General features: G+C 69.7%; 18 protein-coding genes. 7 read left to right on the top strand and 11 right to left on the bottom strand.

Features of this window, described 5'->3' with window-relative positions; genetic code table 11:
• Positions 1 to 65: 65 nt before the first annotated feature.
• Complete coding sequence (locus Q9G87_RS19975; protein WP_305917907.1) at positions 66 to 1,049, top strand: nucleoside hydrolase; 984 nt, start codon at positions 66 to 68, stop codon at positions 1,047 to 1,049.
• A 3-nt stretch (positions 1,050 to 1,052) separates the two neighbouring features.
• On the opposite strand, the gene Q9G87_RS19970 is transcribed toward Q9G87_RS19975, so the two are convergent.
• Positions 1,053 to 2,282 carry an IS110 family transposase gene (locus Q9G87_RS19970; RefSeq protein WP_452449486.1) on the bottom strand — a complete coding sequence of 410 codons (1,230 nt, stop codon included), beginning with the start codon at positions 2,280 to 2,282 and terminating at the stop codon, positions 1,053 to 1,055.
• Positions 2,283 to 2,539: 257 nt separating this feature from the next.
• Here Q9G87_RS19970 and add point away from each other — a divergent pair, with 257 nt between their 5' ends.
• Positions 2,540 to 3,535 carry an adenosine deaminase gene (gene add / locus Q9G87_RS19965; RefSeq protein ID WP_305917906.1) on the top strand — a complete coding sequence of 332 codons (996 nt, stop codon included), beginning with the start codon at positions 2,540 to 2,542 and terminating at the stop codon, positions 3,533 to 3,535.
• A gap of 97 nt (positions 3,536 to 3,632) precedes the next feature.
• On the opposite strand, the gene Q9G87_RS19960 is transcribed toward add, so the two are convergent.
• The gene (locus Q9G87_RS19960) at positions 3,633 to 5,207 is read right to left on the bottom strand and encodes an ATP-binding cassette domain-containing protein (RefSeq protein WP_305917905.1); all 1,575 of its coding nucleotides are present in this window, start codon (positions 5,205 to 5,207) and stop codon (positions 3,633 to 3,635) included.
• A 76-nt stretch (positions 5,208 to 5,283) separates the two neighbouring features.
• On the opposite strand from Q9G87_RS19960, the gene Q9G87_RS19955 reads away from it, so the two are divergent.
• Positions 5,284 to 5,934 carry a TetR/AcrR family transcriptional regulator gene (locus Q9G87_RS19955; protein ID WP_305917904.1) on the top strand — a complete coding sequence of 217 codons (651 nt, stop codon included), beginning with the start codon at positions 5,284 to 5,286 and terminating at the stop codon, positions 5,932 to 5,934.
• A 28-nt stretch (positions 5,935 to 5,962) separates the two neighbouring features.
• On the opposite strand, the gene Q9G87_RS19950 is transcribed toward Q9G87_RS19955, so the two are convergent.
• From Q9G87_RS19950 to Q9G87_RS19940, 3 genes are all read right to left on the bottom strand, one after another.
• A complete protein-coding gene (locus tag Q9G87_RS19950; RefSeq protein ID WP_305917903.1) occupies positions 5,963 to 7,366 on the bottom strand; it encodes an MFS transporter in 1,404 nt (467 codons plus the stop codon).
• Positions 7,367 to 7,476: 110 nt separating this feature from the next.
• Entirely contained in the window at positions 7,477 to 8,007 is a 531-nt protein-coding gene (locus tag Q9G87_RS19945; protein ID WP_305917902.1) for a hypothetical protein, read from the bottom strand.
• 78 nt (positions 8,008 to 8,085) lie between these two features.
• The gene (locus tag Q9G87_RS19940; protein ID WP_305917901.1) at positions 8,086 to 8,787 is read right to left on the bottom strand and encodes a DUF2470 domain-containing protein; all 702 of its coding nucleotides are present in this window, start codon (positions 8,785 to 8,787) and stop codon (positions 8,086 to 8,088) included.
• 68 nt (positions 8,788 to 8,855) lie between these two features.
• On the opposite strand from Q9G87_RS19940, the gene rpsD reads away from it, so the two are divergent.
• Positions 8,856 to 9,470, top strand: coding sequence for a 30S ribosomal protein S4 (rpsD, locus tag Q9G87_RS19935; RefSeq protein WP_305918143.1), 615 nt, complete (start codon positions 8,856 to 8,858; stop codon positions 9,468 to 9,470).
• A 52-nt stretch (positions 9,471 to 9,522) separates the two neighbouring features.
• On the opposite strand, the gene Q9G87_RS19930 is transcribed toward rpsD, so the two are convergent.
• Positions 9,523 to 10,311, bottom strand: a complete 789-nt coding sequence (locus tag Q9G87_RS19930; RefSeq protein WP_305917900.1) for an ion transporter — start codon at positions 10,309 to 10,311, stop codon at positions 9,523 to 9,525.
• Between the two features lie 120 nt (positions 10,312 to 10,431).
• Between Q9G87_RS19930 and Q9G87_RS19925 the strand changes: the two genes are divergently transcribed.
• Complete coding sequence (locus Q9G87_RS19925; RefSeq protein WP_305917899.1) at positions 10,432 to 10,752, top strand: DUF4190 domain-containing protein; 321 nt, start codon at positions 10,432 to 10,434, stop codon at positions 10,750 to 10,752.
• On the opposite strand, the gene Q9G87_RS19920 is transcribed toward Q9G87_RS19925, so the two are convergent.
• Positions 10,666 to 11,385: a TetR/AcrR family transcriptional regulator gene (locus Q9G87_RS19920; protein WP_305917898.1), complete on the bottom strand. Its 720-nt coding sequence runs from the start codon at positions 11,383 to 11,385 to the stop codon at positions 10,666 to 10,668. The genes Q9G87_RS19925 and Q9G87_RS19920 overlap by 87 nt on opposite strands.
• 66 nt (positions 11,386 to 11,451) lie before the next feature.
• Here Q9G87_RS19920 and Q9G87_RS19915 point away from each other — a divergent pair, with 66 nt between their 5' ends.
• Positions 11,452 to 12,192, top strand: a complete 741-nt coding sequence (locus Q9G87_RS19915) for an ABC transporter ATP-binding protein (protein ID WP_305917897.1) — start codon at positions 11,452 to 11,454, stop codon at positions 12,190 to 12,192.
• Positions 12,192 to 12,917, top strand: a complete 726-nt coding sequence (locus Q9G87_RS19910; protein ID WP_305917896.1) for an ABC transporter permease — start codon at positions 12,192 to 12,194, stop codon at positions 12,915 to 12,917. The genes Q9G87_RS19915 and Q9G87_RS19910 overlap by 1 nt, the downstream gene beginning before the upstream one ends.
• Before the next feature lie 64 nt (positions 12,918 to 12,981).
• On the opposite strand, the gene Q9G87_RS19905 is transcribed toward Q9G87_RS19910, so the two are convergent.
• From Q9G87_RS19905 to Q9G87_RS19890, 4 genes are all read right to left on the bottom strand, one after another.
• Positions 12,982 to 14,340 (bottom strand): S8 family peptidase, encoded by a 1,359-nt coding sequence (locus tag Q9G87_RS19905; protein WP_305917895.1) that lies wholly within the window; start codon positions 14,338 to 14,340, stop codon positions 12,982 to 12,984.
• Between the two features lie 132 nt (positions 14,341 to 14,472).
• A complete protein-coding gene (locus Q9G87_RS19900) occupies positions 14,473 to 16,509 on the bottom strand; it encodes a spermine/spermidine synthase domain-containing protein (protein ID WP_305917894.1) in 2,037 nt (678 codons plus the stop codon).
• A 307-nt stretch (positions 16,510 to 16,816) separates the two neighbouring features.
• Entirely contained in the window at positions 16,817 to 18,370 is a 1,554-nt protein-coding gene (locus Q9G87_RS19895; RefSeq protein WP_305917893.1) for an LCP family protein, read from the bottom strand.
• A gap of 134 nt (positions 18,371 to 18,504) precedes the next feature.
• A complete protein-coding gene (locus Q9G87_RS19890) occupies positions 18,505 to 19,476 on the bottom strand; it encodes a neutral zinc metallopeptidase (RefSeq protein ID WP_305917892.1) in 972 nt (323 codons plus the stop codon).
• Positions 19,477 to 19,922 lie beyond the last annotated feature (446 nt).

Genomic DNA, 19,922 nt, shown 5'->3' with positions numbered 1-19,922 from the left:
TTACATCTTGCCATCTAATCGATTAGATAGCGGTTGCTCTAAACGATTAGACAGAAAGGTGAGCCGTGCCGGCTCTTCCCTTGATCATCGATACCGACACCGGGTCCGACGACGCGGTGGCGTTGCTGCTGGCCGCCGCCAGCGGTTTGGGAGACGTCCGCGTCGTGACCACGGTGGCGGGCAACGTGCCCCTGTCGGCGGGGACCCGCAACGCGCTCGTTTCCCTGCAAGTGGCCGGGCGCGTCGACGTCCCCGTCCACCCGGGATGCGAACGCCCGATGACACGTACGCTGTCCACCGCCCAGCACGTGCACGGCCAGGACGGGATGGGAGACACCGGCTTACTGCCCGACCCGATGCGGTCCGCAGAGCCGCAGCACGCCGTCGAGGTCTTGCTGTCGTACCCGCGCAGGCACCCCGGTGAGCTGACGCTGGTCACGCTCGGCCCGCTCACCAACATCGCGGCCGCGCTGGTCCGCGACCGCGATCTACTCACCCGGTATCGGCATGTGTATTGCATGGCCGGCGCCGCCGACCTGAGCGGCAACATCACGGCCACCGCCGAGTTCAACGCCTGGGCCGACCCCGAGGCGGCCCGGGTGGTGCTGCAGGCCGCCAGGCCCGACAAGGTGACCTGGATCGGCTGGGACGTCTCCCGCCGGGACGCCGTCATGACGGCTGAGGACCAGTCCCGGCTGGAGCGGCTCGGCACCCCGATGGCCGCCTTCGCCCATCGCGTGAACCGTACTGTCGCCGACTGGGCTCGCGACGTCACCGGCCTGGCCGGCTATGACCTCCCGGACCCCGTCGCCATGGCGGTGGCGCTGCGGCCAAAACTGATCATCGAGCGGGAGGAGGCTCATGTGGACATCGCCCTCGGCGACGAGACCCGCGGCCAGCTGATCATCGACCGTCGCCGCTCTGCCCCTCCGCCCAATCTGACGCTGGTCCGCCGGGTCAGCGAAGCCGGCTTCAAGGATCTGTTGTTCACCACGTGTGCCGGAATCGGCCAGAGCGGACGTGATCTGAAAGACATCCCAGGAGTTTGAATGTCAAGCCGTAGCACTCTGGACGTGATGCGACCAAGCGGTCACTTCGTCGTAGAGCGTGCCGGTTTTGAGGCAGCCGTGCAGGATGCCGACGAGCCGGTTGGCGAGTTGGCGCAGCGCGGTGTTGTAGCCGGCTCCGCGGGCGCGTTGCTTGTCGTAGTAGGCGCGGGCACCGGGCGAGACTCGCAGCGCCACCGAGGCCTGGGTCATCAGAGCGTCGATGAGCCGGTCGTTGTGCACGTACCGGGCCAGGACGCTCTTCTTCTTGCCCGAGGCGCGGGTGATGGGGCTGGTCCCGGCGTAGTTCTTGCGGGCCTTGGCGCTGGCGTAGCGGCGGCGGTCGTCGCCGAACTCTGCGAGCACCCGGGCGCCGAGGATCGCTCCCAGTCCGGGCTGGGAGACGATGATCTCAGCGGCCGGGTGCTGGCCAAAACACTCCTCCACCTGCCCCTGCAGGGTCTTGATCTGCTCGCCGAGCACGGCCAGGATCGCGACCATTGCCTGGACCGACATCGCGTAGGCCGTGGTGACCACCTCGGGCTGACCCAGGTGCTCGGTGCGCAGCGCCGTCTGGATGTCGGTGGCGCGGGCGGCCAGGTCGCCACGGCGGCGGGCGCGTTTGAGCGCTGCGCTGATCTGGCTGACGCTCAGCCTCGCGGCCTGCTCCGGAGTGGGGGCCTTGGCCAGCAGGTCCAAGGCTTCGGCGGCGTCCAGATCCTCGAACGCGGTCAGGGCGGCGGGGAAGTACTCCCGCAGCGCGTGCCGCAGCCGCTGCCCGGCCCGGGTCCGTTCCCAGATCAGGGTCTTGTGGGTGCGGGCGACGACCTTGATCGCCTCGGCCTGCGGACTGTCGCCGGCGATCGGCCGCAACTGGTGAGAGTCGGTACGGACCATGTCGGCCAGCATGTGCGCGTCGGCCGCGTCGCTCTTGGCGCCCGACGTTCCCAGCCGCTCGCGGTAGCGGGCGGCCTGCAACGGGTTGACCGCGAACACCGTGTATCCGGCCGCGACCAGCGCCAGCACCCACGGACCCCGGTCGGTCTCGATCCCGACCAGCACCTCCACGTCCTCATCGGGGATGTCGCCGGTCTGCTCGGCGATCATCGCGTGCAGCCGGGCCATCCCCGCCACGCCCTCGGGCAGCCGGGCCTTGGCCAACCGGCGGCCGGAGCCGTCCATCACCTCCACATCGTGATGCGCCTCGGCCCAGTCATCACCAACAAACAGTCGCACCAGCTCTCCCTACGCAGGAAACGATCACCAGCAGCAGCCGGCGGGAGGACCATCAGCGACCTAATCAAGCAGTGCTCACACCGACACCGTCAGTGGGCAACGACATCCCAGAAGCGATCAACTCTCCCGGCCAACCGGCAGGGGCACTGTCTTTCAGCAGGACTCGAAGTCCAGGACGCACAAGTGCTCACCTGTCGGGCGGCTACCAACCACCGAGTCTGCCGCAAGGCGACTCGCTAACACTGATTAGGACGCCGATGAGCTTGGACACCGCCACCGACACCGCTTCCGTGCCGCGTCACGAGCTGCACTGCCATCTCGACGGATCGGTACGCCCCGGCACGGTCGCCGACCTGGCACGCCGCCAGGGCATTGTCTTGAACGCCCCCGTCGAGCGACTGGTCACGGCGCCCGCCTCCTGTGGCAGCCTGACCCGGTTCCTCACCTACATCGACGTGCCGCTGCGGGTGCTGCAGACCGCTGGCGCTCTCCGCAGGGCCGCCCGCGAGCTGGTCGAAGACTGGAGCGCCGACGGCGTGGTCTACGGCGAGGTGCGCTTCGCCCCGCAGTTGCACGGCCGTCGCGGCATGACTCAGGACGAGGCGGTCCAGGCCGTGTCCGAGGGTCTGGCGGCAGGACGGCAGGCCACCGGCGTACGCACTGGGCTGCTGCTGTGCTGCCTGCGGCACCAGACACCCGAGGAGAGTCTCGCCGTCGCCGAAACGGCGCTGCGGCACCGCGACAAGGTGGCCGGACTTGATCTCGCGGGCGACGAGCGGCTCCACACCGCCACCCCGCACCGGGCCGCCTTCGACCTCGCCCACGGGGCGGGACTCCCGTGTACGGTTCACGCCGGCGAGGCGGCAGGCGCCGACAGCATGTGGGAGGCGATCGATGTGCTCGGCGCGCGCCGGATCGGCCACGGCATCAGGTGCGTCGGCGAGCACGCGCTCCTCGAACGGCTGCGACGCGACGGTATCACCCTGGAGATGTGCCCGACGAGCAATGTGCAAACCGGCGCAGTCTCCGGCCTCCGGGCACATCCCGCGGCCCGGCTCCTGTCCGAAGGGCTTGCTGTCACCATCAACACGGACACGCGCACCACCTCGGCGACCACCCTGTGCCAGGAGTTCGACAGCCTGCGTGCGGCGACCGGGTGGACGGCCGAGCAGGACAGACTTGCGCAGGATCACGCGGCCGGCGCGGCCTTCGCCACCACCCGCCCCGAACCTGACGGTGCGCACCATGAATGACACGCCGATTCTCGGAAGCGATCGTTTCTCCTTGCCGGAGCGAGCTTGGCGGGGGCGGTCTTGAACAGGAATTCCAGGCGAAATAGGACTCGCTCGTCTAGAGGCCCCACCGGGGCTCGTCGCTCTCCCGGACGAGACCGTCCGCGCCGAAGATCAGATACCGGTCCATGTCGGCCGCGAACCACCGGTCGTGGGTCACCGCCAGCACTGTCCCCTCGAATCCCTCGAGCCCGCGCTGCAACGCCTCGGCACTGGCCAGGTCCAGGTTGTCCGTCGGCTCGTCGAGCAGCAGCAACGTGGCCCCCGACAGCTCCAGGAGCAGGATCTGCAGCCGGGCCTGCTGCCCGCCCGACAACGTCTCGAACGGCTGCCCGCCGGCCGGCGCCAGCTCGTAGCGGGCCAGCGCGGCCATGGCCTCGTTGCGGGTCATGGCGTGCTCGGCCATCACGACATCGGCGGCCGCCCGGCCCTTGAGGTCGGGCCGCAGGTGGATCTGCGCGAAGTGGCCGGGCGAGACCCTGGCGCCCAGGCGGGCGGAGCCGGTGTGCGCGATCGGCTCGCCTGCCAGCAGTCGCAGGAAGTGCGATTTGCCGGTGCCGTTCAGGCCGAGCACGCCGACCCGCTCGCCGTACCAGATCTCGGTGGAGAACGGCCGCAGCAGCCACGTCAGCTCCAGCTCCTCGCAGAGCACCGCCCGCTTGCCGGTGCGCCCGCCACGCAGCCGCATGCGGACGTTCTGCTCCTTCGGCGCCCGCTGCGGCCGCCCCTCCCGCTCGAACCGCTCCAGCCGCGTCACCGCCGACTGGTAGGCCCCCGCCAGCGCGTCGTTGTTGGCCGAACGCTGCCGCAGGAGGTGCACCAGCCGGCGCAACCTGGCCCGCTCGTCCTCCCAGCGCTGCCGCAGTTCTTCCAGCCGCTCCCTGCGCCGCCTGCGCGCCTCGGCGTAGCTCGCGAACCCGCCGCCGTGCACCCACACTGTGCGGCCCTCCACGGTGACGATCCGGTCAGCCGCCTCGGCCAGCAGCTGCCGGTCGTGCGAGACGAGCAGCACGGTCTTGGCCGAGCCCCTGATCGCCCGCTCCAGCCACTGCTTGGCCCGCACGTCCAGGTAGTTGTCCGGCTCGTCGAGCAGCAGCACCTCGTCGGGGCCGCGCAGCAGCGCCTCCAGCATGAGCCGCTTCTGCTCGCCGCCCGACAGCGTGGCCAGACTCCTGTCCTTGATCGCCTCATACGGCAGGCCGAGCGCCTCGGTCGCGCACACGTCCCACACGACCTCCAGCTCGTAGCCGCCCACGTCGGCGTAGTCGGCGATGGCCTGGGCATAGGCCAGCTGGGCGGGTTCATCGTCGTGCGCAGCGAGCGCCGCCTCGGCCGCCGCGAGCGTTGCCGTGGCGTCCCGGACCCGCTGGGGGGCCACGTTCAGCAGCAGGTCGTGCACGGTGCCCTCGCCGAGGAACTGCCGCATCACGCCGATGCCCCCACTGCTCGCGATCCGGCCGTCGGCGGGTGGCACCTCGCCCGCGATCAGCCGCAGCAGCGTGGTCTTGCCCGCGCCGTTCGGCCCGACGAGCGCGGCCTTGGCCCCGTCGCCCACCTTGAACGACGCCTCCAGCAGCAGTGGCCGCCCGTCAGGCAGCAGGTAGGTCAGCCCGCTCACCTCGATGTGCCCCACGGCGGTCCCTCCCCTCGATCCCCGTTCTACAACTAGACCATCGATCCGGTCACTCGTCCAACGTATTATCGGGCCCGTGGAGAACGTGTGGTCGCGCCCCCGAAAGGCGCCGAGGCAGACGCTGACGCTGGAGCGGATCGTGGCGGAGGCGGTCGCGTTGCTCGATGAGGAGGGCGCGGACCGGCTCACCATGCGCCGCCTGGCCGAGCGGCTGGACACCGGCTCGACCACCCTCTACTGGCACGTCAAGACCAAGGACGACGTCCTGGACCTAGCCCTGGACGCCGTCTTCGGCGAGGTGCGGCTGCCGGGCCCGGCCGGCGGCTGGCAGGCGGCCGTGCGCGAGCTGATCGGCGGCTGGCGCGCCGCCCTGCTGCGCCACCCATGGTCGGCCACCATCCTCGACCGCCCGCTCATGGGCCCGAACGCGCTGGAACGCACCGATTTTCTCTACCGGACCCTGATCGGCGCGGGCTTCGGCGCGCCCACGGCCGCCGCCTACAGTTTGTCCAACTACGTCATGGGCTCGGTCGTCATGCAGGTCACCTGGCAGGACCGCGACGCCGAGGACACCGGCGCGTTCCTGCGCGAACGCGCAGACCGCTACCCGGCGCTCGCCGAGCATGGGCTCGACCTCGACTGGGACGCCACGTTCGACGAGGGCCTGGGTTACCTGCTTGCCGGCATGGAACAGGCGGGAAAAAGGGACACCGGCCGGCTCGAGTGAGCCGACCGGTGTCCAGGTGTCGCGGTGCTCAGTGCGCGAAGTCCGCGCCCTCCCTGGCCTGCTTGGGCAGCAGCAGCCCGACCGCGAAGGTGGCGGCGATCATCGCGGCCGCGACGCCCAGCGTGGCCTGCACACTGCCCGTGCCGAAGTACACCGTCCCCAGCAGCGCCAGCCCCAGCGCCCCGCCGACCTGCTGCAGCGCGGTCAGGGTGCCGGACGCCGAGCCGGTCTCGCCGGGCTCGACCGCGGCCATGACGATGCCGAAGTACGGCGTCATGATGAGCCCGCTGCCCAGGCCGGTCACCGCGAGCATGGGCGCCAGCTGCCACGGGGAGACGCCGGGCGCGGCGACGGCGATCAGGCCGGCCACACCGAGCGCCATGACCACCGCGCCGCCCAGCAGGACCCGGCGCCCGTGCCGCTGGAGGGCCTGCGCTACACCCATGCCCGCGATCATGCCGAGCGAGGAGGGAACGCCGGTCAGCGCCGCCTTGAGCGGGGAGTATCCCAGGCCGAGCTGCGTGTAGAGCCCGATCACCAGGAAGACCCCGGCGAATGCGGCGAAGTAGATGGTCCCGGTCGCCATGCCGGATACGAACGCACGCTTGCGGAACAGGCTCGGCGCCACCAGCGGGTCACCGCCGCGCGCGGCCCTGCGCCGCTCGTACCAGGCGAAGATCCCGAACACCGCGCCTGAGACCGCAATCATGGCGAACGACCACGCCGGCCACCCCTGCTCGCCACCCTGCACCAGCGGAAACACGATCAGCACAGTCCCCGCCGAGGCCAGCAGCGCCCCCGGAAGGTCCAGCCGGACACCCCCGGCGGGCCGCGAGCCGGGCAGGAAACGCAGGGCGGCCAGCGCGGTCACCGCGCCGATCGGCAGGTTGATCACGAAGATGAGCCGCCAGTCGACGCTGGTGAGCGCGCCCGCCAGGATCGGCCCGCCCACCGCGGACAGTCCCATGACCGGCCCGAACAGCCCCATCGCCGCCGCCAGTTCCTTGGGCGGGAACATCTCCTTCATCAGCCCCATGCCCTGCGGGATCATGGCCGCCCCGAACAGTCCTTGCACGATCCTGGCCGCGATGATGGTCTCGGGCGAGAAGGCGAGCGCGCACATCAGCGACCCGGCCGTGAATCCGGCGACCCCGATGAGGAACATCCGCTTGCGGCCGACGATGTCGCCCAGCCGTCCGCCGGTCAGCAGCCCCGCGGTCATGGCCAGCGTGTACGCCGCCCCGAGCCACTGGATGAGCGAGGCCCCGCCGCCGAGCTCGGCGCGCATCGTGGGGCCCGCGATGTTGGTGACGGTGGCGTCGAGCAGCTCCATGACCGAGCCGGCGAGGACCACCGCGAGCGCGGGCCAGCGCCACCTGTAGGGCGTCGGCTCGACGGGCGCCTGCACTGGCCGGATGTCGAGGGCGGTCATCTCTGCCTCCTGTGTCGGAACGGCTTGTTCTGTTCCAATACTAGCAGAACGGAATGCTTCATTCCATAGCTGGGAGCCGAGAAATCAGACCATGCGGGTGTCCGGAAGGGTTACTTCTTGCCGCCGGGCGTCCTGTCCGGGTCCCGCCCCGGAGGCTGCCGCGTCTTGCCGGGTGGGGTCGGCTCGGCCTCGGTCGGCGTCGGTGCCGTGGCGGACTGCGTCGGTGCGGTGGCGGATCGCGACGGCGTCGCCGCCTGGGAGGTCGTCGGCGCGGCGGACCGGCTCGGGCTCTGCCGCACGCCCGCGGTCCGGGACCGCGTGGGTGCCGGGGTCGCCGTGCGCCGGGGAGCCGGTGAAGCCGAGACCGTGGGCGCGATCGACCTGGCACGCTCCAACGTCGCCTCCGGCGTCGGGCTCGACCCGGTCGCGGCCGGCCCGGACTTCTCGGGCGCGCTGTTCCCGGGCTCCGGCCACTCGACCGCGTCCAGCCTGGTCGTGCTGAACGCGCCGCCGATCAGAATCGCGGCCGCGGCCAGCATCAGCGTGCCGAGCAGCACCGCCGCGATCACGAATGCCCGCCTGCGCCGGCCGTTCTGGTCGGCGAACCCGGCCGTGCTCGATGTCGCATGCCTTCCACTCACGCAGCAAATGCTAGAGACGTGGGGACACTCCCGTGACCTATGTAGAGGTATGTCCGCTTAATGCACATCGAACCGTGATCAACAGCTGCAAAGGAGGCCGCGCAGGGCCGTTTCCAGGCAGAGGCCGGTGTTCGCCGGGCTCGGCCACTGGAAGCGCACCAGCGCCTCGTCCACCCGTACCGTCGCGCCGAACCGGTCCAGCTCCCACAGCCACACCTCGCCGGGCTGCTCCCCGAGTTGCCGCGAGACGCCCGCGGCCAGCTGGGGTCGGTGCGCGGAGTTGACGTGGGCGAGCACCCGCTCGGCCGTCTCGGCCAGCGGGTCGGGCGCGGCGCCCAGGTAGTCATCGGCGTCCAGCGGCCCCGATTCCTGCCCGGTCAGGTAGACCACCTGGCCCACGTCCACCCGCAGCAGCCGGGGCGCGTCCGGCTCACCGAACCGCTCCAGCGCCTCGAACAGGCTCACATCCGCGCTGTGTGCGGCCACCGCCACGGCCGCGGCCCGCGCCTCACGCTCCGGCACCGCCTCCGCCCAGCCCTGCACCTCGATCAGCCCGCGCGGGTGGGTGACCTCGCCCAATTGCCGCATCGCCGTGAGGTTCACCGCCGCCACGGCGTCCTCGCGCACGCCGTGCAGCGCCTCGCCGGCCAGCACCAGCAGGATGGGGCGGCCGCGCTCATCCACGCCGCCGCGAGCGGGGGAGGGGGCGCCGTCGACGGAGAGCTTCGCGACGCTCGCGGTCGCGGCGAGGGTGCGGACCCGCTCGGGGATGGGCAGCATGACGACTCCAACATTCTGGTAGGTTAGCCTTACCTAAGTAAGGACTACCTAATCACATTGAGGTGAACGTGCGCTACACCGGTCCCAAGGTGCGACTGTCGCGTCGCGCGGGCGTCCCGCTGACCAGGAAAGCCGTCCGCTACTTCGAGCAGCGCCCCTACCCGCCGGGCGAGCACGGCCGCAAGACCAACCGCCGCAGCACCGGCGACTACGGGCTGCGGCTGATGGAGAAGCAGAAGCTGCGCTGGTACTACGACGTGTCGGAGCGGCAGCTGCGCCGTTACTGGGACCTCGCGGTGCGCAAGTCGGGCGCGTCGGGTGCCGAGCTGGTGACCATCCTGGAGAGCCGCCTGGCCTCGCTCGTGCTGCGCGCCGGACTGGCGCCATCGATCTACGCCGCCAGGCAGTACATCAATCACGGGCACATCGCCGTGGACGGCCGCAAGGTGGACATCCCCAGCTACCTGGTCAAGCCCGGCCAGGTCGTCACGGTCAGAGCGCGCTCCCGCGCGATGCAGCCGTTCGTGGCCGCCGCCGAGGGTGTCTACGCCGACGACCGCATCGCGGCGTACCTCTCCGTCGACCACGCCGACCTGCGTTTCACCTTGACGCACCGGCCCGAGCGTGAGCAGATCGTGGTCCCCGTCGACGAGCAGCTCGTGGTGGAGTTCTACTCTCGTTAGCCGTGGCTTCGCCGCCTCCACCGTGCTCGGCGCCGAGCACGGTGTGCGCGGCTCAGCCCAGAGACCCCTGCCGGCGCAGCTCGGCGACCTCCTTGCGCAGCTCGGCCAGCTCCTCCAGGATCCGCTCGGTGTGCGCCGTGGTGTCCTCGATCGCGGCCAGCTCCTCGGTGTTCTCCTCGTCCATGGCGTTGACCACGACCGCCATGAACAGGTTCAGCACCACGAACGTGCAGACCAGGATGAAGACGGTGAAGAAGATCCACGCCGATGGGTGCTGGACCATCACGTCCCTGGCGATGTTGCCCCAGTCGTCGCCCGTCATCGTCTGGAAGAGCGTGAACAGCGACGTCGGCAGGCTGCCGAAACGCTCGGGATCGGTCTGCCCGTAGAGCTTGGTGGCCATGACCGCGGCCACGTACAGCACCAAAGCAAGCAGCACGACGATCGAGCTCATTCCCGGCATGGCCCGCAGCAGCGCCGACACTACCCGCCGCAGGCTCGGCACCACCGACAGCAGTCGCAGCGCGCGCAGGATGCGCAGGGCCCGCAGCACCGACAGGCCGCCCGACGAGGGCGCGAAGGCGATGGCCACGATCGCGAAGTCGAAGATGTTCCACGGGTCGCGGACGAACCTCAGACGCTCGACGTAGATCTTGGCCAGCAGCTCGGCGGCGAAGATGTAAAGCGCGACGTGGTCGATCACGGTGAGCAGGGCGCCGTGGCGCTCCACCACGGCCGGGAAGGTCTCCAGGCCCAGCGTGGCCGCGTTGATCAGGATGACACTGACGATGAACCGCTGGAAACTCTGGTGGGCGAGGATGGCTTGGGTGCGTTCACGCACGGGGGAAGGCTCCTAGAGGGATCGGTCAGGTGCCGTTCCATGATGACGCAAGATGATCAAGGCGGTGTCTGTGGTATAAAACCCACCTGACTGCCGCAAACAAGGGGGCACCGAGCGATCATGTCGTATCCGAACTATGGGCCCTCCTACTACGGCCCGCAGCCGCACACGCATCCCAACGGCACCACCATCCTGGTGCTCGGCATTCTGAGCCTGGTGGTGTGCAGCTTCCTCGGGCCGTTCGCGTGGTCGATGGGCACCAAGGCGCTGCGCGAGATCGACCAGAGTGGCTATCCCTACGAAAACCGCGGCCACATCCAGGCGGGGCGCATCTGCGGCATCATCAGCAGCGTCCTAATGATCATCACGTTCGCGTTTCTGATCTTCGCTTTCGGCATCGCGCTGATCAGCGGCGGCTTCTCCACCAGCAGCAGCTACTAGCCGGTCTCGTCCGTAGTCGCCGAGTCCTGACTCCAGCAGGTCGAAGGCCTTCTCCGCCTGCGCCCTGAGATCGGGCTCGATGCTCTCCCATTCCTCGCCGGCGCGCATCCTGTCGACCGCGGACCCGCTCAGGATCCGCGTCGTGTTGAGCAGGTGCGCCGCCACCAGCCGCGGCGTGAGGTCGTCCGGCGCGGCGTCGACCTGGTCGGCCAGCAGCCGTGCCAGGCCCTCCTCACGCTCCTCGTGGATCTGGCGCATCCGGGCGATGAGGGCCGGGCTGGCGCCCACGATCCTGGCGAACACGTCGCCGCCCAGGTTGAGCCCGTGGCGCCAGTGGCGGGTGTCGATCGCGTCGAGATAGTCGCGCCGGAACGCCCGCACCACACTTTCCCCCGGCTCGCGCTCCCGCAGCACCTGCTGCGGCAGGTCGACGGCGATCCGCTGCCGGTCGGCGAACAGGTCTTCCTTGGTGCTGAAGTAGTTGAAGACCGTGTTGACCGACACGTCGGCGGCCCGCGCCACCTCGGCCACGGTCACGCTGTCGAACCCCCGCGCCATGAACAGCCCCATCGCGATGTCCGCGATGCGCTCCCTGGTTTCGCGCTTCTTCCGCTCCCGCAGCCCCTCTTGCATGCCTCCATGCTATCAAATTTGCAGTGACCCCAAAATTATGCTTACCTAAATTTTGGAGGCGATGAAATGATTGTGACTTCAGGTCTGACGAAGACCTTCGATGGCGGCGTGGAGGCCGTCAAAGGCGTGGACATCACGGTGAAACCCGGCGAGATCGTCGGCTTCCTCGGCCCCAACGGCGCGGGCAAGACCACGACCATGCGCATGCTGACCACCCTGCTCAAGCCCACGTCCGGCAGCGCCACGGTGGCCGGCCACGACCTGCTCGCCGACGCTCGCGAGGTGCGCAAGCGCATCGGGTACGTCGCCCAGGGCAGCGGGTTCCTGCCCATGACGCCGCTGAAGGGCGAGCTCGAACTCCAGGGCATGCTCTACGGCCTGAGCCGGGAGGAGGCCACCGCCAGGTCGCGGGAGGTCCTGGCCCGGCTGGAGCTCACCGGCCTGGAGTCCAGGCCCGCCGCCACGTTGTCGGGCGGCCAGCGGCGTCGCTTCGACATCGCGTTCGCGCTGCTGCACGACCCCGTCCTGCTCTTCCTGGACGAGCCGACGACCGGGCTCGACCCGCAGAGCCGGGCCAACCTGTGGGACCACATCCGCTCGCTGCGGGCGGAGAAGGGCATGACGGTCTTCCTCACCACCCACTACCTCGACGAGGCCGACGCCCTCTGCGACCGGCTGCTGATCATCGACCACGGCCGCATCGTGGCCGAGGGCACCCCGGCCGAGCTGAAGGCCGGTGGGCGCACGCTCGACGACGTGTTCCTCGACATCACCGGCCGGTCGCTGCGCGAGGAGGTGGGCGCCTGATGCTGCGCGACACCTGGGTGTTGTTCCGCCACGGCGTGCGGGTCACGCTCCAGCAGCGGGTCGGCATCGTCTTCGGACTGATCCAGCCACTGCTGTTCCTGGTGCTGTTCGGGCCGATCTTCACCACCTTCGGCACGTGGGAGACGCTGGTGCCCGGCCTCATGATCCAGCTGGGGCTGATGAGCATGGCTTTGGCCGGCATCGGCGTGGTCTTCGAGAAGCGCTCCGGCGTCCTGGAACGCATGCGCGTCACCCCCGCCAGCCGCCTGGCGCTGCTGCTGGGGCGGGTGCTCAACAACGCGGTCACGCTGATCATCCAGACACTGCTGCTCCTGGCCGTGGCCTTCGCGTTGGGCCTGCGCGCTCCGGCGATGGGGCTGCTGGCGGGCTTCGTACTGGTGGTCGTGCTCGGTGTCAGCCTGGCGGCGCTGTCGTACGCCATCGCGCTGACCATGAACGAGCAGCTCTTCGCGCCGGTGATGTCCACGGCGGTGATCCCGCTGATCCTGCTGTCCGGCTCGTTCCTGCCGATGTCGATGGCGCCGGGCTGGCTCGACGCCATCTCCCACATCAGCCCGTTCCGGTACGTGCTCGAGGCGGTGCGCGAGCTGTTCCAGGGGCGCTACCTGACCGGCACCGTGGGCGCCGGCGTGGCGGTGACCGCGGTCTTCGCCGTGCTCAGCCTCACGATCGGGACCCGGGTGTTCAATCGGGAGAACGCCTAGCCCGATCATCCGCCCCGGCTCCCGATGAGGAACCAGCCGAAGGACGGCCGGGGCGCTTTGGGGCTCAGGCCGCGTTCTTGGCCCGTCGCTGGAGCGCGGCCATGATCCCGCCCGGATCCACGATCCCGTACCCGTAGTCGTAGTCGAACCCGACCTCGCTCCGGTCCTCCGCGCTGCGCCGGAGCAGCGCCCGCAGCTGCGCCGGCGACAACTTGGCCGCCGGCCACCGGGTACGCACCGCCGCCACGAGCCCCGCGACCACCGGCGTCGCCGCGGACGTCCCGGAGTCCGGCTCGCCCTTCCCGAACGCCGCCGACCCGAGGAAGTGCGTGTAACCGCACACGTCGGGCTTACGGGCGGTCAGCCGCCCCGGCCCCTGGGAGGAGTAACCCACCCGGTCGCCGTTGACGTCGATGCCGCCGATCGACAGGGCCTTCGGGTGGGAGTTGGCGCCCACGATGGGCCGGTTGGGGTAGGCGCACCGGCCGTCCGGGCACTCCTGCCCGCAGTTGCCCGCCGCGAACAGCACGTCGGCCCCCGCCCGGTCCAGGGCGGCCACCATGAGGTTGAACGGATGGGCGGCGCTGTCGGAGTAGTTGCCCGGATGCCCGACGGGGAAGTCCCACTCGGGCGAGAACGACCCCCACGAGTTGCTCACGACCAGCGCCCGCGTCGCGGCCGGCTGGGCGTCGAGCACGGTACGCAGATGCGCGAACGCCGACACCGCGTCCGACAGCAGCCCATCGAGCGCCGATCCGCCCGGCCGGGTGGACAGCAGCAACGGGATGTCGATGAGCGAGGCCTGCGGGGCGGCGATGAGCGCGTCGAACGCGCACATCGTCCCGTGATCCACCTCGAACTCGCCCGGTTTGCCCGTCACCCCGGAGGGGCTCCAGCACCGGGGCGCGTCGAGCGTGACGGCCCTGCCGAGCTGTCTGGCCGTGTGGGCGGCGTTGACGCCGGTGTCGAGCACGGCCAGCGCCACCCCCGAGCCGTCGAGCCCTTCGGCCTGCAGCCCCGCCACGTTGAGCAGCCGCTCGACGTCGTGCCAGTCACCGTTCGGCGAGTCGCCGCCGCAGGTGGGAGAGGACTCGATCACCGGGTCGGAGAAGATCCCCACCACGTCGGGTCTGAGCGTGGGCAGCAGCGTGACCCTGGAGGCCAGCTCGTCGTCCGAGATCGTGCCGCGTACGAGCACGGACGCGTCCTCGGCGGCCAGCGAGAAGTCGAGCGGCTGGTTGAGCGAGAGGGGATCGCCGCCCGCCGCGGGAACCGGCCGCGGCACGGCCACCGGGACGAAGGCCGTGTCGAGCTCGACCCCGGGCAGGCCGTCGGCCACGTCGGCCGTCGTGGCCGTCTGGCCGGGATCGGCCACGGCCGCGACCAGATCGGGGGAGGGGCGGAGCTGGATCAGGACACGCATGTGTCACCACCGAAGATCTTCTGGAGGGAAGGAACCTCCCAACATTCCTTCATCCGGGGGTGCGCGTCCAGCGGGTTTCAGGGATGTGACCTGCGAGAACACCCCCAAACGGCGCGAAGTGGACGACATTTTTCACACCAGCGCACGTTTGCGGGGCAGCAGGGCCAGCGCGCCGATGTAGAGAAGGGCGGCGACGATGAGCAGGCCTTTGTAGCCGATCACCAGCGCCGCGTACTCCAGGCAGCCGCCCACCATCGCCCCCAGCAGGTTCGCCCCGAAGGAGGTGGTCGCGTCGGCCGTGTCGGCGAAGCGTTTGGCGAAGACGACGTTCGCGGCGAAGATCGGCAGGAACGCCACCGTCACGGCGGCCACCGCGCGCAGGGGCAGCGGCAGGGACAGCAGCCACGCGTTCGGGACCAGCCAGGCCAGCAGGAGGCCCGCGAGCAGGATCCCGTACATGACCGGCAGCGGTGGAGTGCGGAAGCGACGGGTCACCTCGACGGCGGCGAGCACGGCGACCAGCACGCCGGCGAAGACGATGGCGTTGACCACCCACGTGGTGCCGAACAGCAGCGCGAACCCGGTCACGCTCTTGGTCTCCAGCAGCATGAACGCCACGCCCAGCAGGAACAGGTCGGCGTAGGGCCGCATCCGCTGGTACGGACCCGCGACGACGCGGACGGCCAGCAGGCTGACGATGAGGATCAGGGTGAGCGTGATGATGTAGATCGGCGGGATCGTGGCGTCGTGGAGGTAGAGGAAGGGCCGGTCGTCGTCGGCGGGCTGCGGGGTGCCCGGCGCGGCGCCGGGCCACGCGGCGGCGCAGCGCTGATCGGCCGCGGTCAGGCCCGCGGTGATCACGGCCTGCTGGCCCGCGGTGCTCACGACGTCGACGCAGGGCTTGTGCCCGAAGGCCTGCTGCATGGTCAAGGCCAGGCGGTCGACGAGCCAGCTCTCGCGGTAGTAGTTGTACATCGAGAACGTGCCGCCCGGACTGAGGTGCTCGCGGGCGGCCCGCATGGCCTCCTCGGTGAACAGATAGCTCTCCAGCCGCAGCGAGCTGGCCCCGGAGACGAGGGTGAGCGAGTCGGGCAGGGCGAACAGGATCAGGTCGTACGTGGCGTCGGTGCGCTCCAGGAAGGCGCGTCCGTCGGTGACGTGGGTGGTGACGCGGGGGTCGTCGTAGGGGCGGTCGGGATGGACCGAGCCGCCCAGCTCGCGCAGCTTCGGGTCGATCTCCACGGCGTCGACGTGGCTCGCGCCCTTGGACAGGGCGATCGCCACGTCGGTGCCGCTGCCCGCGCCGACGATGAGCACGTTCTTCGGGGGTTTGGCGGTGCGCTCGTACGGCAATCCGTACTGGCGCTCCCACTGCAGGCGGGCGGCGGCGGGCACGGCCTGCTGGTGCGGGATGCCGTTGACGGCGATGTCGGTGACGCCGACGCCGAGCTGCTCGAACTGCCGGGACGTGACCTTGTAGTAGGGCGACCAGATCGCCCCTGCCGTGAGCGTCTCGGCAAGCAGCAGGCCCACCACGACCAGCGAGGGCACGGTCACCAGCCCCACATAGAGCGCGCGCGGTTTCGGGACCAGCAGCACGCCGTAGCAGATGGCGGCGATCAGCCCCCAGAACACCGGCGGCGCGCTCAGGAACGACAGCGCCGTGAACGCCGCGATGCCGGTCAGGCTGCCGATCAGGTCGTAGCGGTAGGCCTCCAGCCGCGGCAGCTCAGGAAAGCACCGGCCGACGAGCTCGGCCGGCCCCATGAGGATCAGCGCGGCGGCGCAGAAGATGACCGGCAGGATCAGCCACGCGGGCGGGCCGCTGGTGGACAGGCTCGTCCAGTAAAGGACGCCCTCGGTGTTGCGATCCACGGTCACCGGGAAGGTCAGCACCACGACGGCCAGGATCGCGAGCACGATCGGCGAATAGTACGGCTGCCGCCGCGAACGCCCCACGCGCAGGAACCCGAGCCCGATGCCGAGGAACGAGCCGAGCAGCACGAAGTTGGTGAAGTAGCTCAGGTGGACGATGTTGGACCCGGTCCACCGGATCAGCGCCAGCTCGAGGAAGAGCATGAAGGCGCTGGCGAGGATCAGCCTCGGCCGGACGGCCAGCCAGTGAGCCTTCTCTTCGCCATTGACCGGCCTCTGCGCCTGGAGTGTCATCGGACCTTCTCCGTGGATACTCCGGCCGTCAGGCCGGGGAGGAAACGGACTCCCGCGTAGCGGGGCAGGGAAAGGCGGTTCGCCGTCAGGGTGCGCACCGGTGTACTTCCTTCGCGATCGTATACGTGTAGCCGTCGGCTCGCTGGAGCAGCCGCAGATGCTTGCTTGCCTTTGGGCACGATCGCGCGGACGTCTCGACCATGTTGGGCACTCCGCTCGTCGCCAGTCCTGGTGTCTGGAATCGTCCCACGGCGGTGGGCCGGACGGGGTCAGGGGCACACAACGGCTTCCAGCGACCGTGTGACGGTCAGAGGCCGCAGAGCTCGTCGAGGGACTTGGCGCCGCTCTTCTGGCTGTTGCGGGTCGGGGTCTGCGTGGGCGCGGCCGCGCTGGTCTTCGTCGGCGTGGCCCCCGTGACGCTGGGCGAGGCGCTGACGCCGGCCGTCTGAGCCTGCTTGCGCGGCCGCATGGAGTCGTTGATCGCCTTCTTCGCAGCCTGGCGGATCTTCACCCAGTCCGCGCTGCCCGGCCAGAAGTCCGGCGGCACGAACTGCAGGCTGGTGATCTTGGCGTCCTTGACCTTGACGGCCACCTCCACCAGCGGCTGCACGAGCGGCCGCGGGATGTTCGTGGACGCCATGCGCTTCGCCGCGCCAGCGATCTTGTTGAAGTTCGTCAGGATGACGGTCGGCGTGGCCTGCTGGGCGAAGGCGCCGATGACGCAGCGCTGGCGGCCCATGCGGGAGAAGTCGTCGCTGTTCACGCGGGAGCGGCCGTACCAGAGGGCCTGCTCGCCGGACAGCTTCCGGGTACCCGCCTTGATCGTGCCCGCCGTGCCGTACAGCCCGCCCCACTTGACGTCCTGCTCGACGCGGATCTTCAGGCCGCCGATGGCGTCGACCAGCGCCGCGAAGCCGTACATGTTGATCAGGGCGTAGTAGTCGATCTTCAGGCCCAGCGTGTGGCCGATGGCGTCCATCAGCGCCCGCGAGCCCTTGTTCTTGCCGCCCATGATCTCCGGGTGGTCGTTGGCGTACTGCCAGACCTCGTTGAGCAGGCCGCCGTTCGGCAGTTCGGCCATGAAGCCGTTGGGGAACTGCTTGTGCAGCGGCGAGGACGGCGGGAAGCGCACGTGCTGGAGGTTGCGCGGCAGGCTGAACAGAACCGTGTTGCCGGTCTTGATGTCCACGCTGGCGACGTTCATGCTGTCGGTCCGCACGCCGGTGCGGTTGCCCGCCGCGTCGCCGCCGACGAGCAGGAAGTTCACCCGGGTCCGGCCGCCCCACGGGTCCTCGGGGTTCTGGGCGACCGGCGGCGTGTCGGAGTCGGGCGAGGAGGGGAAGATGTCGTTGATCGCGCTCTGGGCGGTCTGCACATAGCTGGCCGCCAGCGCGAACGGCGACATGACGGCCACGCACAGCACGCCCACCACGATGCCGGTCACCATCTGGCCCTGCTGGTTGAGCCGGTTCGGGCCGAGCACCACGTACGAGACGACCATGAGCGCGAACCAGGCGAGCGCGAGCACCGAGGCGACGACGATCACCGTGACCATCATGCCGTCGTCGGTGAAGGTGGTGAGGCTCGCCAGGAGGTCCTTCCGGGTCAGGGCGAAGCCCAGCACCCCGAGCAGCACCAGCGCATACAGGCTGACGAGAACCAGCCCGGTACGACGATGCCCGGTGCGCAGATGTGCGGCACCGGGCACGAGGGCGGACAGAGCGGTCCAGCCGACCACGGAGGCGGTCGTCAGCGGTTTGGCGAAGCGCGGGGCGCGGGAGCCGGGTGCAGGACGCGGACGGCGCGGGGGGCGCTCTTTCCTGCCTCCTGGCACGGCGTCGACCCCATCGCGCTTCCTCACACCGGCTCCTTCACACGCCTACCAGGCAAAACTGTTCGCTTGCCCCCCGTTGAGCACAAGATTGCCAGGATTCTAGTCCCCATATCTGGACATCAGAGACATGTGCCCAACCTGAGATGAACACCACGTTGCCGTCAGGAGGTCGTTGAGGAGGGCGCCAGCCACGTATTGCACTGGTATGCCTTGCTCTTCTCCCATCCCTGCCGGAACCAGCGGTTGTTGTTCACCGGCGAGCCGTGGTCGCGCGGATAACCCGGATAGTCGCCCACCTGGCCGTAGAACCAGAACAGCTGCCTGCGGTCGGCCATGCTCACCGGGTACGACGCCGCCACCGACCGCATCCACATGCCGCCGAAGCAGGTGGCCTGCAGCTCCAGCCGCCGGCTCAGCGCCAGCTTGCCGCTCTGGCTGGAGGAGTCCAGCGTGCTGTCCCACCACGAGTTCAGCAGGCCCGTGATGTTCTGGACGTGGTGGCCGTACTCGTGGGCCATCATGCTGACGATCCCGCCATGCCAGGAGATGATCTCGCCGTAGCCGCGGGAGTTGCCGTTGCCCCTGGCCATGGCCGAGGTGGAGGCGTAGATCGTGCTGTTGCGCGGGCAGTAGTACGGCACGATGTTGCCCGTGTGCGGATAGTCGCCGCACGCGCCCCTGCCGCGCCTGGAGGCGATGGCGTAGCCCGGCGGGCGGAACGCGATGCCCTGCTTCTGCAGGATCGGTCCCCACGCCCGGTCCATGCACTTGCCGGTCTTGAGAATCAGCGCTTTGAGCTGGCTGTGGTTGAAGATGCTGGCGTTGCCGGCCGGGCAGTTGAGCCGGGGCAGCGCGCCCGCCCGGTAGACGGTGTTGTTCTTCAGACTCGTGTTGAGCGTGACCTTGGGCGGCGGGGTGGCCTGCGTGTCGGGGTCCTCGCTCTCGCGGGTGCGCGTGGGGAAGGGCTCGGAGTCGTCTGTATCGCGCGAGGGCGGCTCATAGGACGGGATCGCGATGGGATTTGTCGTCTCCGACCGCGACGAGGTCTTGAGCATAGCCGCCCCGATGACGATCAGCACGAACAACGCCGCCATCGACCCGAACACGATGCCGAGCACCCCGACGACGCCCATGCCGGACTTCCTGCGCGGCGGCTGATGCCACTGCCGCGGCGGCATCGGCGGCGGCGGAGGCGGCGGTGGCGGGGGAGGAAAGGGCTGCCGGTACTGCGGCCCGTACGACGGCGGTGGCGGCGGCACCTGCTGCGTGTACGGGCGCGTCAGCCCATCGTGCTGAGGAGCGCCCTGCGGGGGGTAGGACGGCCCCTGCGGCGGTCCCTGGGGCGGTCCGTACGGAGTGCCGCCCTGAGGTTGCGGCTGACGGTGACCCGGCGGCGGCCATGGTAACGAGGGTGGCCGTTGTGGCTGGCCTGGCCCTTGTGGTGGAGGTGGATATTGCCCGTTCCCTGTCACCGTGTCTCCCCGTTCACCCGGTTGTCGGTAATGCCTGCTCTGCGCCGCGACTTGACGGACCCTTGGCAAATTTGGGGCAAAAGCATACTGACGTATCACCCGTCACG

The sequence above is a fragment of the Nonomuraea turcica genome, assembly GCF_030718205.1.
GTDB lineage: Bacteria > Actinomycetota > Actinomycetes > Streptosporangiales > Streptosporangiaceae > Nonomuraea.
Note: the sequence above shows the minus strand (reverse complement) of the source record. Positions and strands in the feature narration are given on the sequence as shown.